The organism is Sinorhizobium numidicum (genome assembly GCF_029892045.1).
GTDB lineage: Bacteria > Pseudomonadota > Alphaproteobacteria > Rhizobiales > Rhizobiaceae > Sinorhizobium > Sinorhizobium numidicum.
The window spans coordinates 1,433,341-1,448,813 of the sequence record NZ_CP120367.1 but is presented as its reverse complement, the minus strand read 5'-3'; the positions used below and the strand labels follow the sequence as shown (position 1 = coordinate 1,448,813).

The 15,473-nt window shown below is 61.4% G+C and carries 15 protein-coding genes; 8 read left to right on the top strand and 7 right to left on the bottom strand.

Annotated features, from left to right (window positions below; all coding sequences use genetic code 11):
- Positions 1–42: 42 nt before the first annotated feature.
- From PYH37_RS06880 to PYH37_RS06865, 4 genes are read left to right on the top strand one after another with little or no spacing between them, the layout of a single operon-like run.
- Positions 43–561: a TRAP transporter small permease gene (locus PYH37_RS06880; protein ID WP_280730692.1), complete on the top strand. Its 519-nt coding sequence runs from the start codon at positions 43–45 to the stop codon at positions 559–561.
- Positions 562–1,842 (top strand): TRAP transporter large permease, encoded by a 1,281-nt coding sequence (locus tag PYH37_RS06875; RefSeq protein ID WP_280730691.1) that lies wholly within the window; start codon positions 562–564, stop codon positions 1,840–1,842.
- Positions 1,839–2,774, top strand: a complete 936-nt coding sequence (locus PYH37_RS06870; protein WP_280730690.1) for a dihydrodipicolinate synthase family protein — start codon at positions 1,839–1,841, stop codon at positions 2,772–2,774. Before PYH37_RS06875 ends, PYH37_RS06870 begins: the two co-directional genes overlap by 4 nt.
- A 14-nt stretch (positions 2,775–2,788) precedes the next feature.
- Positions 2,789–3,703 (top strand): N-acetylneuraminate lyase, encoded by a 915-nt coding sequence (locus PYH37_RS06865; RefSeq protein ID WP_342394641.1) that lies wholly within the window; start codon positions 2,789–2,791, stop codon positions 3,701–3,703.
- Between the two features lie 445 nt (positions 3,704–4,148).
- On the opposite strand, the gene PYH37_RS06860 is transcribed toward PYH37_RS06865, so the two are convergent.
- A complete protein-coding gene (locus PYH37_RS06860; protein ID WP_280730688.1) occupies positions 4,149–5,000 on the bottom strand; it encodes a sugar phosphate isomerase/epimerase family protein in 852 nt (283 codons plus the stop codon).
- A gap of 333 nt (positions 5,001–5,333) precedes the next feature.
- Between PYH37_RS06860 and PYH37_RS06855 the strand changes: the two genes are divergently transcribed.
- Genes PYH37_RS06855 through PYH37_RS06840 form a run of 4 tightly spaced genes read left to right on the top strand, consistent with a single transcriptional unit; the run spans position 5,334 to position 9,144 of the window.
- Positions 5,334–6,221, top strand: a complete 888-nt coding sequence (locus PYH37_RS06855) for a sugar phosphate isomerase/epimerase family protein (protein ID WP_280730687.1) — start codon at positions 5,334–5,336, stop codon at positions 6,219–6,221.
- A 57-nt stretch (positions 6,222–6,278) separates the two neighbouring features.
- Positions 6,279–7,448, top strand: a complete 1,170-nt coding sequence (locus tag PYH37_RS06850) for a mandelate racemase/muconate lactonizing enzyme family protein (protein ID WP_280730686.1) — start codon at positions 6,279–6,281, stop codon at positions 7,446–7,448.
- 2 nt (positions 7,449–7,450) lie between these two features.
- Positions 7,451–8,143, top strand: a complete 693-nt coding sequence (locus tag PYH37_RS06845) for a FadR/GntR family transcriptional regulator (RefSeq protein ID WP_280730685.1) — start codon at positions 7,451–7,453, stop codon at positions 8,141–8,143.
- A gap of 26 nt (positions 8,144–8,169) precedes the next feature.
- Positions 8,170–9,144: a 2-hydroxyacid dehydrogenase gene (locus tag PYH37_RS06840; protein ID WP_280730684.1), complete on the top strand. Its 975-nt coding sequence runs from the start codon at positions 8,170–8,172 to the stop codon at positions 9,142–9,144.
- Positions 9,145–9,421: 277 nt separating this feature from the next.
- On the opposite strand, the gene PYH37_RS06835 is transcribed toward PYH37_RS06840, so the two are convergent.
- The 6 genes from PYH37_RS06835 to PYH37_RS06810 all read right to left on the bottom strand — a co-directional run bounded on the left by PYH37_RS06835 (position 9,422) and on the right by PYH37_RS06810 (position 15,134).
- A complete protein-coding gene (locus PYH37_RS06835) occupies positions 9,422–10,498 on the bottom strand; it encodes an ABC transporter ATP-binding protein (RefSeq protein ID WP_280730683.1) in 1,077 nt (358 codons plus the stop codon).
- Positions 10,498–11,607, bottom strand: coding sequence for an ABC transporter ATP-binding protein (locus tag PYH37_RS06830; protein WP_280730682.1), 1,110 nt, complete (start codon positions 11,605–11,607; stop codon positions 10,498–10,500). The genes PYH37_RS06835 and PYH37_RS06830 overlap by 1 nt, the downstream gene beginning before the upstream one ends.
- Positions 11,604–11,807 (bottom strand): hypothetical protein, encoded by a 204-nt coding sequence (locus PYH37_RS06825; RefSeq protein WP_280730681.1) that lies wholly within the window; start codon positions 11,805–11,807, stop codon positions 11,604–11,606. Before PYH37_RS06825 ends, PYH37_RS06830 begins: the two co-directional genes overlap by 4 nt.
- Positions 11,804–12,763, bottom strand: a complete 960-nt coding sequence (locus PYH37_RS06820; protein ID WP_280730680.1) for a carbohydrate ABC transporter permease — start codon at positions 12,761–12,763, stop codon at positions 11,804–11,806. Before PYH37_RS06820 ends, PYH37_RS06825 begins: the two co-directional genes overlap by 4 nt.
- Position 12,764: 1 nt before the next feature.
- Entirely contained in the window at positions 12,765–13,670 is a 906-nt protein-coding gene (locus PYH37_RS06815) for a carbohydrate ABC transporter permease (RefSeq protein WP_280730679.1), read from the bottom strand.
- A gap of 156 nt (positions 13,671–13,826) precedes the next feature.
- On the bottom strand, positions 13,827–15,134 hold the full coding sequence (locus PYH37_RS06810) for an ABC transporter substrate-binding protein (RefSeq protein WP_280730678.1): 1,308 nt from the start codon (positions 15,132–15,134) through the stop codon (positions 13,827–13,829).
- Positions 15,135–15,473: the final 339 nt, after the last annotated feature.

The following is a 15,473-nucleotide window of genomic DNA, read 5'->3' as shown; positions in this document are numbered from 1 at the left end:
GCTGCCGCTCGCGGCAGCGCCTCTAACTCCGGATATTCAACCATGGCCAATCCAAGCCGCTGGCGAAGACTTACCCACATCGAAGAGACGCTGGCCGCGATTCTCCTGGTCTTCGCCTTCGTCGTAATCGCGCTGCAGATCATCACCCGGTTCATCCTCCGCGATCCGCTGTTCTGGACGGAGGAGGCCGCGCGCTACGCCTTCGTATGGCTGGTGGCGCTTGGCGCGGCAGAGGGCATCACCTCGCGGACGCACATTACCATGGACATCGTGCCGCTGATGCTTCCGGAGCGGGCGCAGCTCATACTGCGCCTCGTTCTGGACCTTCTGGTGCTCGCCGCCCTTTTCATCCTCGTCTATTACGGCGCCTTCGGCGCCATGCGCGCCCACAGGGTGATGTCGATTGCGATCGGCGTGCCGGAATCCTGGCTCTACGGAGCTTTGCCTGTTTTCGGCCTGTTGGCTTCTATCCGGATCATGCTTGTCATGGCGCGGGATGCCCGAACGCTTTTGAGTGGCGGGCATGAGGTCATGAATGCCCCTTCCGAAAGGTATCTCTAGATGACGGCCCTCTTCGGCGGATGGTTTGCTCTTCTGATCGCCGGCATGCCGGTAGGCTTCACACTCATCGTGGCGGCGCTCGCCTATATGCTCTGGCAGGGTACGGGACTGAATTTTGCCGGGCAGCGCATGGTCGCCGGCCTCAACAGCTTCCCGCTTCTTGCCGTTCCCTTCTTTATCCTCACAGCCCAATTGATGAATCTTTCCGGCGTGACCGAGCGTATTTTCGATTTCGCCAAGGCACTTGTCGGCCACGTCCGGGGCGGGCTCGGCCATGTGAACATCATGGCGAGCGTGATGTTCTCCGGCATGTCCGGCTCGGCCGTCGCCGATGCTGCCGGCCTTGGTCAGCTTGAGATCAAGGCCATGCGCGACGCCGGCTATGACGAGCAGTTCTCCGGTTCTATCACGGCCGCGTCCGCCATCATCGGGCCGCTCATCCCGCCCTCCATTCCCCTCGTGGTCTACGGCGTGATTGCCAACACCTCGATCGGGGGCCTTTTCCTGGGCGGTATCGTGCCGGGTCTCCTTTGCGCCGCCTCGCTCATGGTCATGGTCTATGTCATCGCATGGCGGCGGAACTATGCGACCGAGCAGCGCGCCAGCGTTCGCCGGATCTGGTCCACCTTCTGGCGCGCGCTCTTCCCGCTCATGACGCCTTTCATCATCATCGGCGGCATCTTTGCGGGAATATTCTCGCCGACCGAGGCTGCCGTGGTCGCGGCCTGCTATGCTCTCTTCCTGGGTGTCGTAGTCTACCGCGAAATTACGTTCGCCAAACTCGTGACCGTGCTCCGCGAGACGGTGAGCCACACCGCTGCCGTCGGCCTTCTTATCATGGGCGTGTCGCTGTTCGGCTACGTGATCGCGCGCGAACAGGTGCCTCAGCATGTGGCCGCGTTCTTCCTCACCTATGCGGATGACCCGCTGACCTTCCTCATCCTGGTGAACCTCATGCTGCTTGCGCTCGGCACGTTCATCGAGGCTTTGGCGATCCTGCTGCTCGTGGTGCCGGTGCTGGTTCCGACCGCACTTCAATACGGCATCGATCCCGTCCATTTCGGTGTGATCGTGGTATTCAACCTGATGATCGGCATATTGACGCCGCCCATGGGCGTGGCGCTCTTCGTGGTTTCGAAGGTCGCCAACATTTCCTTCGGCGTGCTTGCTCGCGGTATCCTCCCCCTGCTCGTTCCGCTCATCATCGTCCTGGTGCTGATCACCGTCTTTCCAGCACTCGTCACCTTCATTCCCGACCAGATGCTCGGAGCTGCCCGGTGAGTCTTCCCGCCAAACCATTCGAAGGCATATGGGGAGCGGTGCTTTTGCCGGTCGATCAAAGAGGGGGGATCGAATGGTCCGCCTTGCAAGAGCAGCTATCGATGCTTCACGGGAGCGGACTGCAGGGCATCTACACCAACGGCACGGCAGGCGAATTTCATAGCCAAACGGAAGAAGAGTTCGACCGGCTGAGCCAAGTGGTCGCCGATTTCTGCCGCACGGTTGGCCTGCCTTTCCAGATCGGCGTTTCGCACACGAATGCACGCGTCGCACGCGAGCGGCTGGCCCGTGTCGCATCACTACGGCCCGATGCCGTTCAGGTCACCCTGCCCGACTGGTGGGCACCCAGCTATGACGAAGCGGAGCGTTTTTTTTCCGGCATGACGGCAACAGCGCCTGACATTCCGCTGGTCCTCTACAATCCGCCGCACGCCAAGCGCCGGCTGAGCCTCGACGAGATCGCAAAGCTCAGGGCCGCTGTGCCCACGCTTATCGGCGCAAAGCTGCCTGGAGGCGATGAAATCTGGTACGAAGAACTTCGCCGAAAACTGCCGGATCTCGCCGTCTTTATTCCCGGGCATTTCATGGCGAGCGGCTGCCTCGCCGGCGGCCGCGGCTCCTATTCGAATGTCGCGTGCCTGAGCCCCGCCGGCGCTGTGCGGTGGTGGCGGCAGCTCGGGGAGAATCCTACGGCTGCCCTCGCGTTCGAGGCCCGCGTCGTCTGCTTCATGAAGGAACATGTCCTCCCGCTTGCCGCGCGCTACGGCCTGTCGAACGCCGCCCTCGACAAGGCGATGGCTACAGCAGGCCGCTGGTGCCCTATCGGTCCGGAGCTGCTCTGGCCTTACACTTCCGCCCCCAATGAGGCGGTCATGCAGCTTGGCGCTGCGGCCCGCCACGAACTGCCCGAGCTTTTCTCCACGAGCCTTTGAAAGCGATCACAATGATGAAACCCGAAGGGATTTATTCAGCCCTCCTTACTCCCTTTTCCGAAGACGAGGCCATCGACCGGCAGGCCATCGGCCCGCTCCTCGATTTTCAGGTCCGGCTTGGTGTTGACGGCGTCTATGTGGGGGGCAGCTCGGGCGAAGCGATGCTGCAGTCGCTCGAGGAGCGCGCTGCCTGTCTCTCCGATGTCGCTGCCGCGGCGGAGGGCCGGCTAAAGCTCATCGCCCATGTCGGCACGATCGCGACGCGAGACGCGCTGCGGCTTTCAGAGCACGCGGCCAAGGCCGGCTACCAAGCGATCTCCGCCATCCCGCCTTTCTACTACGATTTCTCCCGGCCCGAAGTCATGGCGCACTATCGAGAGCTGGCCGACGCCTCTGGCTTGCCGCTCATCGTCTACAATTTTCCCGCCCGCACCAGTGGCTTCACCCTACCCGAACTGGTCGAGCTTCTCTCGCATCCGAACATTATCGGTATTAAGCATACGTCGAGCGACATGTTCCAGCTCGAACGCATTCGCCATGCAGTACCTGAGGCGATCGTCTACAACGGCTATGACGAAATGTGCCTCGCCGGCTTTGCGATGGGGGCACAGGGTGCGATCGGCACGACCTATAACTTCATGGGAGACGTGTTCGTCACCCTGCGGACGTGCGCAGCGGAAGGGCGGATCGAAGAAGCCCGGCGGCTGCAGGTCATGGCCAACCGCGTGATCCAGGTGCTGATCAGGGTAGGCGTCATGCCCGGGTCCAAGGCGTTGCTCGGCATTATGGGCGTCCGCTGCGGGACTTCGCGGCGTCCCTTCCGAAAGATCGAAGCGTCGGATCTCGCCGTGCTTCGCGAGGCCATAGCGCCTGTCCTCGCCTGGCGCGAAGATCGCGCGGCGGGAGCGGCGGCTAGCGGGGAGTCATAGCCCATGTGTCGCGTTCAAGCACGGAGCTAACTGACCTGCCGACGGAAGGTCAGGCGCTTGGTGGCTACTGCATGTTTCCTTAAATCGGAACCGATTTAAGGAAACATGCAGCAATTCAAAGTGCTACCGCGACCTTTGTGCGTCTGAAAAGACGCACGGCGCTGTAGCTGTCCAGCTTAAGCGAAAGCTGCACGCCGCCACGCTTCAGTGGTGGCAAGTGACGGCTCAGCTGAATTCGCCCGAATGTCTCCTTCCGCCGCTCCTGATCGCGTGCGGGAAGATGCAGCGCAGGGCCATTCCGGCTAGAGCGCCGTGCGTTCAACTGAACGCGCAAAGGACGCTCTAGCACTCTAGATTCTAGAGCATCTTGTCCGCTTCCAGCGGTGCCGCTGGAAAGCGGGATGCCCTTGAGCCTCTTTGATTTCGTCCATCGGCAGGGCGCCCGTCATGCCGCTGCCTGCCATCCGTTGCGGATGTGACGGTATCCATCGCGATAGACCGCTTCGGGCGTCTCGGAGAAATCGCGCCAGACCTTCGTTGCGGCCGCAAGGTCCTTTAATGCGCGACCGAAAGCCTCGATCGTCAGCCAGCCGTCATAGCCGCTCGTGCGGATCGCCTTGAAGGTCTCGGTCCACGGGATGTTCCCGCGGCCCGGCACGCCGCGGTCGTTCTCCGAAATGTGGACGTGTACGATGCGGTCCTTGTTGCGGGTGAAGGCTCCGATGGGATCGGCTTCCTCGATATTGCTATGGAACGTATCGTACATGGCACGAATATTCGGATGTCCAATCGCATCGATATGGTCGGCAAGGTCGTCCATCGTATTGACGAGATAGCATTCGAAGCGGTTCAGCGCCTCGAGCGCCACGGTGATGCCGCGCTTGGCAGCATGGTCGCCGATCGCGCGCTGCGAGGAAACGGACCGCTTCAGCTCCGCAGCGGTCGGCCCGGTGCCGGAGAACTGGCCGAGCGTGGAATGTAGCGGGCCGCTCAACGTGTCGGCGCGGAGGGCGGCTGCGCAGTCGATAGCCCATTGCATGTAGGCGATGCCGCGCTTGCGCGTCGCCGCATCAGGCGAGATCAGGTTCATGGAAGGGTTGCTCATGGCGGAGATGGCCGTGCGCTCCAGCCCTATCCCATCGAGCAGCGCGCCGAGCCGACGGTAGTCGTCCGGCGTGCCCTCGAAGATCGGAATCTCGACGCCGTCGAAGCCTGTTGCCTTGATGTCCCGGAGTAGCTTCTCGTGTTTCCGGCCGACGCTCGTCGTCCAGAGAAACATGCACATGCCGACCTTCATCGTTCCTCCCTCCGGCCTTTGCGAGCGTTGGTGCCGCAAACGTCTCCCCCACGATAGCCGCAGTCTGGTCATACCAAATATGAAAATCTGGTCAAGCCAGCAATTGACGGCTAGAAGGCGACGTACACCCGAAATGAGCTCAGACTCTCGGATAAACAAGGAAAAAACGCAGATAAATGTGGCGTGTATGGATGGCTTGCGGGTGACGCGAATTTGCGATAGAGCTTCTGAAGGGAATAATTGGCCACACCAGATCGGGTGAGCCGCAAAAGGAAGAAGTCCCGCGTATCCCATCGGGTGCCGTGGGCATAACGATAGTCTGGGAGGACGTTTATGCATCTTTCGACGCACAACTGGATGCGGGCGGAGCCTCTCGCCGTCACGCTGAAGCGCATCAAGAAGTACGGCTACGAGAGCATCGAGATTTCGGGCGAGCCGGCCCAGTACGACATCAAGGACACCCGGGGTCTGCTCAAGGAACACGGCATTCGCTGCTGGGGCGCGGTGACGCTGACGCTCGGCGAGCGCAACCTTGCAGCCAAGGACGAGGGCCAGCGTGCAAAATCGGTGGACTACGTGAAGAGCGTCATCACCATGGTGAGTGAGCTCGAAGGCGAGATCGTCACCCTTGTACCGGCGACCGTCGGCAAGGTCGTTCCGGATGGCACCGAGGAGGAGGAGTGGAAGTGGGTCGTCGATGCGACCAAGGAATGCTTCGCCCACGCCCAGAAAAAGGGCGTTCGGCTGGCCATCGAGCCGCTCAACCGTTTCGAGACCTATCTCTTCAACCGTGCCGCGCAAGCACTCGCGCTCGCCGACGCAGTGCATCCCGATTGTGGTGTCTGCCTCGACGCCTTTCACCTCAACATCGAGGAGGAGGACATGTACGACGCGATCAGGCTCGCCGGAAAGCGGCTTTTCGATTTCCACGTGGCGGACAACAACCGCTTTGCGGCAGGCCTCGGTCATCTCGACTGGCCGAAGATCGTCGCCACTCTGAAAGAGATCGGCTACGACGGCGCGCTCACCAATGAGTTCGTGGCTCCGGTCGACCGCACGCCGGCGGCTAAATATCCCGATATGGTCGAGCGCAATCCGGTCGACATCCCGCCGGAGCAGCTCAAGTTCATCCAGGACCACGGATCGAGCCTGCTCACCGAGAAGTTCTACGACGACCAGATGCGGATCACGGCAGAGACCATCCTGCCACTGATCAAGTGACGGCCGACACCAAGCATGCCTGCGCGGGCCGGCGCGCCGTGAGGTTGGGGAGGCGAAATGCGCATCAATACCGTCCAAGCTTGGTGGGTTCGCATACCCATCGAAGCAAGTCGACAGCACCGCAGCGATTTCGGTCAGCTGACGACCTTCGACGCGGCGATCCTGCGCATCGAGACGGATGACGGGATCGTAGGGTGGGGTGAGGGCAAGAATGCTGCGGGCAGTGCGGGTAGCTATGGCACGCTCGTGCACATGCTCAACCATGAGGTGGGGCCGAAGCTCGTCGGTCGCGACCCCGCCGATATCTCCGCGATCTGGGAGATGCTTTATAACGGCGTGCGCCACGAAACGGCGGCGATGTCGGGCCATGCGATGCCGGAACTCGCACGCCGCGGCCTCTCCGTTGCCGCGATCAGTGCGGTCGACATCGCACTCTGGGACATTCTTGGCAAATCGCTGGGCGCGCCGGTCTGGAAGCTTCTCGGCGGGCGTAAGGCGGAGCGCTTGCCTGCCTATGCCTCCGGTGGCTGGGAGAATGCCGAGAAGATCGGCGATCAACTGCAATCCTACATTGCCAATGGCGGTTTCAAGTCGGTCAAGATGCGGGTCGGCTCAATGGACCGTGCGCCGCATGTCTCGGCTGCCCGCGTACGTGCTGCCCGCAAGGCACTAGGACCTTCGGTGGATCTCATGGTCGATGCGCACGGGACCTATACCGTTGCCGAGGCGAAGCGTTTCATCCAGCTCGTCCAAGATTGCGATCTCGCCTGGTTCGAGGAGCCGGTGATCGCCGACGACAAGCCCGGCATGGCGGAGGTGCGTGCCGCCGGCAAGGTGCCAATCGCAGCCGGCGAGAGCGAGGCGACTCGTTTCGCCTTCCGCGATCTTGCGATCCTGCGCTCGGCCGACATATTCCAGCCCGATCCGGCCTTCTGCGGCGGCATCACGGAAGCCATGCGCATCGGTGCGATCGCCAGTGCCTTCAACCTCCGTTTCGCGCCGCATTTGTGGGCCGGTGCCCCGTGTTTCTTCTCGGGCCTGCACATCTGTGCGGCTTCCCCGGCAAGCTTCGTCATCGAATATTCGCTCGGTGCGAACCCGATGATCCACGACCTCGTCGAGGAGACTGTGGCTGTGAGGGACGGTATGATAGAGATTCCTGATAAACCCGGCCTGGGATTTACGATCAACGAGCGCGTCCTGGAGTCTCACGCGCAAAGACTGTGACAATGAAAGAAAGCAATCTCCTTTCTGATCTGGCGGCCCATCTGTTTTCGACCTCGAGCGGCAACGGTCGAACGCCCTCGGAGCGGGAACTGGCCGAGCACTTCACCGTTAGCCGCGGGCAGATCCGGGAGGCTCTGGCAATCCTCGAGGCCATGCGCATCGTCGAGCGCCGGGCGAAGTCGGGTATCTATCTGACGACGACGGAGGCGAGCGTCGAGGCGATCGCACTCTTCGCGCGCGCTGGCGTGCCCCTCGACCCGATCATGATCTACGAGACGGTGGAACTCCGCAAGATCCACGAGATCAAGGCGGCGGAGCTCGCCTGCGCGCGGGCGACGGAGGAAAACTATGAACGCCTGCGCGAAATTCTCGCCGCTTCCGAGGCGAAGATCGCGGCAGGCGAGGGCCTTGCGCGCGAGGACAGGGACTTTCATCTGGAGATCGTGCGGGCGACGAAGAACAGCGTGTTTCACCGTGTCTGCAGCGTTTACTACACGATGGGCGAACAGCGGCTGCCCATCTATTTCGCCGATCTCGCCCGCTGCCGCCGCTCGCATGAGGAACATATCCGTATCTACGAAGCGCTGCTCGCGCGCGACGGCAATCTCGCCCAGGCATTGATGAATGCGCATCTGCAAGGCGCGGAAAGCTACTGGAAGGGCCTCATCGGCGGCCCGGCGACAGCCGCGGTATAGTCCCCAGCCGGCAAGGAGGGCGGCCGATGAGTTCCATTTTCTCGACCCATCCCTTGCACCGCGACGCCGAGGCGATGCTGAAGGCCGCGGGTGATCTCCGCGTCGCATCCGCCCCCGATCCCGAAACGTTGCTTCGTGAAGGCCGTGGCGCGGAGGTTCTCATCGTGCGCGCGCCGATCCCGCCCGCCTTCTTCGAAAACGTGCCGGCCCTGCGCGCGGCAGTCAGGCACGGCGCCGGGCTCGATATGATTCCCTATGACGCGGCTACGGCGGCCGGTGTGCTTATCGCCAATGTGCCGGCCGTCAATGCACCGACTGTTGCGGAGCACGTCTTCATGGTGATACTCGCGTTGCTACGCCAGTTCCGTCCTATGGACCGAGATCTCAGAAGCATAGGGTGGAGTGCTGGGCGCGCCCACTCCGAGCGAGCACTCGACCTCGCTGGCCGCACGATGGGCATCATCGGCATGGGCAATGTGGGCAAGGCGATCTTCCGCATCGCGAAGTACGGCTTCGGGCTGGAGATCGTTGCCAACAGCCGCTCGCCGGCAACCCTGACCGACGGTGCGCGGTTCCTCTCGGTCGACAACCTGGTTTCCACGGCGGATATCGTCGTTCTCTGCTGTCCGCTCACGCCCGAGACGACGGGGCTTTTGAGCCGTGAGCGGATAGCGCGCATGAAGCCGGGGGCGATCCTCGTCAATGTGTCTCGCGGCCCGGTCGTGGACGATGCGGCGCTGATCGAGGCGCTGGAACGGGGCCGGATCGGCGGCGCGGCCCTCGACGTGTTCTCCGCGCAACCGCTGCCGCCGGAGCATCCTTACTTTTACCTCGACAACGTGATCGTGACGCCCCATCTCGCCGGCATCACCGAGGAAAGCATGATGCGTATGGGAACAGGAGCTGCGGCGGAAGCGATCCGCGTCCTGAAAGGCGGGTTGCCCGTTAATCTCCGCAACCCTGAGGTTGTCGAACACTATCGGCGACGGTTCCCGGCGTAGGGGCATCGCGATTCCGCCCCATCCCTGGATGGAGTTGCCTTATGTCTCGTTCCACACCTTCCATTGCTGCGGCGCACGCGGCCATCCGGCGCCTCTGCAGCAGTGCGGAGGTTCTTTTCGCAAGCCGATTGCAGATGCAACCCGTTTGGCCGTTGTCGATGGCACCTTAGATCACGATGATTTTAGGTCGGATCGACCTAAAATCATGAACGTGATCGATTAATAAGTTAGCGCGGGATGCGGGCGGAAAACCGCACACACTTTTCCTCATCCCGCGCTAGCCAGCGTGGCGCAGGCTCTTCCCGCTTCCACCGTCGAAGAGCACGACCTTTTCCGGGTTCCAGGAGAAGCGGACGGCCTCCTCGATCTCAAGGTCGGTCTGAGCCGGCACCGTCGCCTGAAGGAAGTGGTTGCCTGTGCGCAGCGTCACGATCTTCTCAACGCCATGGTTCTCGATGTCGTGGACGCGAGCTTCGCCGGGTGCGCCGCTATCGAGGAGGAGATCTTCAGGGCGGATGCCGAAGGTGAGGGGGCGCCCGTCAGCCACAAGGCCGCCCGCTGCAGCAAGAGGCAAGCGATAGCCTTCGTCCGCGACCGCCTCGCTGCCCGCAAGCTTGCCGGAGATCAGGTTCATCGGCGGCGAGCCGACGGCGCGTGCAACGAAGGTGTTGACCGGGTTCTGGTAGATCTCCTGGGGCGTGCCGGTCTGAACGAGCTGGCCGTTGTTGAGTACGCCGATCTTGTCGCCCATCGACATGGCCTCGATCTGGTCGTGCGTGACGAAGAGGAAGGTCGCGCCGAGATTCATCTGAAGGTTCTTGAGCTCGGTGCGGAGCGCCTCGCGCAGCTTGGCGTCGAGGGCGGAAAGCGGCTCGTCCATCAGGAAGACGCGCGGCTTACGCACAATGGCCCGGCCGACCGAAACGCGCTGCATCTCGCCACCCGACAGCCGGTCCGTCTTGCGGTCGAGCAGATGCTCGATGCGGAGCGTCCTGGCGACGCGGTCGACACGTTCCTTGATTTCGGCCGGTTCGATGCGCCGGATGCGGGATTTGAGCGGGAATTCGAGGTTCTCGCGTACCGTATAACGCGGATAGAGCGAATATTGCTGCAGCACAAGCGCGACGTCGCGTTCCGCGGCCCCCCAGTCCGCGACATCCTCACCGTCGATGAAGATCTTTCCCGCCGTCGGCTTTTCGAGCCCAGCAATCAGCCTGAGGGTCGTCGTCTTGCCGGCGCCCGTCTCGCCGAGCAGCACGAAAAATTCTCCGTCGGCAATTTCGAGATTCAGATCCTTCAGGGCGGTGTGGTTTCCGAAGGTCTTGGTTATGCCCTTGAGTTCGATATGCGCCATCAGAGTCTGATCCCGAAAGATGTGCCGGTCGAGCTGTTGAAGAAGTGGGCCTGGATCGGATCTATCCGAGCCCAGACGGCTTCGCCAGGCCGGGGCACGAAACCACTTTTCGTGCGTGCGCGCAGCATTTGGTCGCCAACCTTCAGGTCGATGATGTCGTGTGAGCCGAGTGGTTCGATGATATGGGCCTCGACGGGCACGAAGCCTTCACGAGACTCCCGCGATACGAGCACCCCTTCAGGTCGCACGCCGAGGGTGAGATTGCCGTTTTCGGCCCTTGCCGCAGAGAGCCTGCCCATGAGATCGGACGGAAAATCGAAGGCGCTTGGCGCACCCCGGACCAGCACGCGCGTCTGCCCCGCATCCTCCGAGACCGCCGCCTCGGCCATGTTCATGACCGGACTTCCGACGAATTGCGCCACGAACATGTTGGCGGGGTGGGCGTAGACCTCCGAAGGACTGCCGATCTGCTGAAGCACCCCTTCGTGCATAATGACGATGCGGTCGGCGAGCGACATGGCTTCGACCTGATCGTGGGTTACGTAGATCGTGGTGGAACCCTGTTTGATGTGAAGCCGCTTGATCTCGGCGCGCATCTCCTCGCGGAGTTTCGCGTCGAGCGCGCCGATGGGCTCATCCATGAGCATGGCCTTCGGGCGCCTGACGAGCGCCCGGCCAATCGCCACACGCTGCATGTCGCCGCCCGAAAGAGCGGAGGGTCTTTTCGCGAGCAGGTGCGTGATCTGCAGCGTCTTCGCAACCGCCTGAACCTCGCTCTCTATAGCCGCACGGTTGCGGCGCATCGCTCGAAGCGGGAAGGCGATGTTCTCGAAGACCGTCATGTGCGGGTAGAGCGAGAAGGACTGGAACACGAAGGCGATGTCCCGGTGCGACGCCTTCATGTGCTGCACCGGCTGACCGTCGATGAGGATGTCACCTTCATCTATCGTTTCGAGCCCGGCGATCGCACGCAGCGTCGTCGTCTTGCCGCAGCCGGACTGGCCAAGCAGCACGATGAACTCGTTGTCGGCGATGGCGAGGTTGAGATTCTTGATGACCTGGACGGAGCCGAAATGCTTCTCGATTCCGCGTAGTTCGATCTGCGTCATGGATTGCTGCTCTCGTCTGTTTTCTGTTCCGGTTGGATCTTCGACGTGATCATGAAAGCAATCAGCCCGACCAGCGTCATCGTCAGTCCGTAGCGGTGAAGAAACAGGTTCCATGGCTGGCACAGCGCCACGATGCCGAAGATCATCAGGAGCTGTGAGCCGGGTTCGAGATACTTCTGATTTATGGCACGGAATATCATTTGCGGATCGCTCCGAAGCTCATGCCGCGCAGGAGGTGGTTCCTGAGCAAGAAGGTGAAGATGGCGACCGGCAGCAGGAACAGGAAGGTGCCGGCGGCAATGACGGTCCAGTCCGGAAGTCCCGAGCCGACCTGGCTCGGGATAAAGGGCGGTGCCGTTTGCGCGCGCCGGTTCGTCATGATCAGCGCGAAAGCATACTCGTTCCACGCGGTGATGAAGCAGAAGACGGCGGTCGCGGCGATGCCTGTGGCGGCCTCTGGGAGCACGATCTTGAAGAAGGCCTCCAAGCGCGTGTAGCCGTCGACGAGTGCCGCTTCTTCATACTCCTTCGGGATCTCGTCGATGAAGCCCTTCATCAGCCAGACGGAGAAGGAGAGATTGAAGGCGGTGTAGAGGATGATAAGACCCCAGTGGGTGTCGTTCAGTCCGACCACCCGGTACATAAGGAACATCGGGATCGCCACAACCACGGGCGGCAGCATGCGTGTCGACAAGATGAAGAAGAGCAGGTCCGCTTCGCCTTTCATCTTGAAACGCGAGAAACCGTAGGCCGTGAAGGTACCCATGCCGACGGCGAGCACTGTCGAGGTGATCGCCACGATCAGCGAGTTCATGAAGCGGTTGGGGTACCCGGACAACTGCACCTCGCCGCGGCCGGAGCGCACGACCTTCTCGCCGCCGTCGAAGACCAGCCGTTCCCACCAGGGAGCGGCAGCATATTCTTCGGGCGCTGGCGCTCCGCGCAACTGAGAGCGCTTGGTGAAGAGCTTCACAAATGGCGAGATCTCCGGCTCGAAGATGACAGTCGGCGGGATTGTCGTCGCGAGGTTGCGCGGCTTGAGGGCCGTCGACGTGATCCAATAGATGGGGGCGAGAAAGATCAGCGTGATCGCGAGTACGGCGGCAATCGCTACCCGGTTCAAAGCACGCTCGGAGCGGGTTTGGACGGCTGCCATCTCAGCGCTCCTTCACCTTGTTGAGATATTTGACGTAGATGTTGGTGATCGCGAGCACCATGATCAGCACTATGTAGGCGAGCGCGCAGGAGCGCCCGGTCTGCCATTCCTGGAAGGCCATCTTGTAGAGGCGGATCGAGATGACCTCCGTCGTCGGCTGGCTCGTCAGGATGTAGGCGAGGTCGAAAGTCTTGAAAGCCTCCATCGTGCGGAAGATGATCGCGATCATGAGAATTGGCGCGACGAGCGGCAGGGTGATGCGGAAGAACGTGTAGAGCGGCCCCGCCCGATCGATCGCCGCCGCCTCATAAAGGTGCTTCGGTACGGCCGAGAGGCCCGCGAGCGAGAGCAGCATCACGAAGGGTGACCACATCCAGATGTCGGTGATCGCGACGGCGTAGAGCGCCATGTCCGGGTTCGCCAGCCACTCGAAGGACCCGAGGCCGAGCGCGTAATTGATGATGCCGAAGGACGGATCGTAGAGCAGCTTCCAGAAGAGGCCGACCACCGCCATCGAAAGCATCATCGGCAGCAGAAGCAGTGTTGTGAGCAGACCCTTGAACGGGATGTCGCGGTTGAGCAGCATCGCCGTGCCGAAACCGACGACAACCTGACCGGCGACCGACACGATCACGTATTTCGCGGTGATGGCGAAGTTCGACCAGATGAAGGGGTCGTTGAGCAGTTCCCGGTAGTTCTGCAGGCCGACGAAGTTGGCCGGAGCGTTCGTCGAGGCACGGAAGTCCGTGAAGGAGTAGCCGAGCGAATAGATCAACGGGAAGATGTTGAAGACGATCAGGAACAGGATCGTCGGAATAATGAATAGGTTTCGAATTTTGATGTCACTCAGGCCCCGCGAAGCGGCGCGCGACTTCGAATCCAGCGATGTCATAACCACGGTGGCCAATGTGCTCCTCCTCCGAGAGCCCAGCGCTAGGCGCAGTTGCGGTGTCCTGTTGCGCATTGCCTGACGCTGACGTCGTGTCCGCGCGAGCACCATTCGGTGCAGAGTTGAAGAAAAGGGGAGGGAGCCGGGCCCCCTCCCGCGAGGTCTCATCACCCGTTAGTGGCGGCCGTACTTCTTGAAGGTCGCGTTCCAGTCCTCAGCGAGAGCGTCGAGCGCCTCCTTTGCCGTGCCCTGGCCGGCGGTCACGTAGGGATAGATGCGCTGGTTCATCTGGATGAGCAGCTCGGCATATTCCGGCGTTGCCCAGAAGTCCTTCACCTTGAACATCGTCTCGTAGAAGGCCTTGTTATAGGGCGTCGCATTCTGGAACTCTTCCGACTCCAGCACCTTGGCGCTCGCCGTGTAACCGCCGAGTTCGGCCCAGCGTTTCTGCGTCTCGTCCTTGATGAACCACTCGAGGAATTTCATCGCCTCTTCCTTGTTTTCGGAATAGGAGACGATGGAAATGCCTTGGCCGCCGAGCGCGGCATACTGGTGACCATCCGGGCCGGCCGGGTTGGCGAAGAAGCCGGTGACCTTCGCGTTCGGGTTCGAGGCCTCGTTGACCAGCGCTGGGAAGAAGGCGAAGTAGTTCATGCTCATCGCTGCCAGGTTCTCGGTGATCGCCTGGTTGTTCTCGACGAAAAAGCTCTTCGCCCAGCCCGGAGGCGTGAAGCCGTAGAGCTCGCGGTAGGTCTCCAGAGCCTTGACGTTCTTCTCCGAGTTGATGATCCCGTCGACCTTGTAGGTGCTGTAGTCGCCGAGCTCTCCGCCGAAAGAGAAGATGGCGTTCTCTACGCCCATCACGAGCCCGTCATAGGAGTTGTCGGTGTAGATCGCGATGCCGTAGCGCTTCTGGTCCGGACGATGGAAGAATTCGGCGATGTCGCGCAGTTGCTTCCAATCCTTCGGCGGAGCGAGGTCATAGCCATACTTCGCCTTGAAGGCTTCCATCTCCTTCGGGTCCTCGAACCAATCCTTACGGTAGGACCAGCCGACCGCGTCGCCCTCGGCCGGGATCGACCAGTACTTGCCGGAGTTCGCAGGATACTCCGCGTAATACTTGACCGTAGCGGGGGCCATCACCTCGGTTAGCTTGTGCTTGTTGAAGAACTCGGTGAGGTCGACGTAGTGGCCGGCCTCCGATGCGGCCCCGATCCACTGGGAGTCGCCGACGACCATGTCGTAGGCCGAGCCCTTCGCGTTGAATTCGGTAAACGCCTTCGTCTGGAAGTCCGCCCAAGGGGTCGTTTCGACCGTGACCTTCACGCCGGTCTCGGCCTCGTATTCGTTTACAAGCTCCTGGAGATAGTTTGCCGGGTCCCATTCGGCCCAGAAAATCGTCAGTTCTTGCGACTGCGCGGGTGTTCCGCAGGCAAACATAAAACCGATACCGGCCATCAGGCCGGCCACTGTCTTGCGCATAATATTTCCTCCCCTTTTATGCACAATACCCGCCTTGCGGCGGGCGGTCCGCCTATCAAATCCTCCTGGTTGGCGCTTCTGCGGCGGGTCCTCCTCGACCCTTATGCCCAGTCAAGCCTGAACAGGCTGAATACTCAGCTGGTAGTACCAAATTGGACGAGCGTCAAGGTCCCTATTTTCCCGTCTTTTTCCCCAGGTCGCGCTCGAAATACTTATCTGCGCAATCATTGCAGACCTTGCACGGGATGCTTTTCCGACACTCTGATTAAGAAAGACCGCTCTCGACCTCCGTCCGTAAATGCGGATCACCTGAATTGGTCAAACCAGTTTGATGCGTTG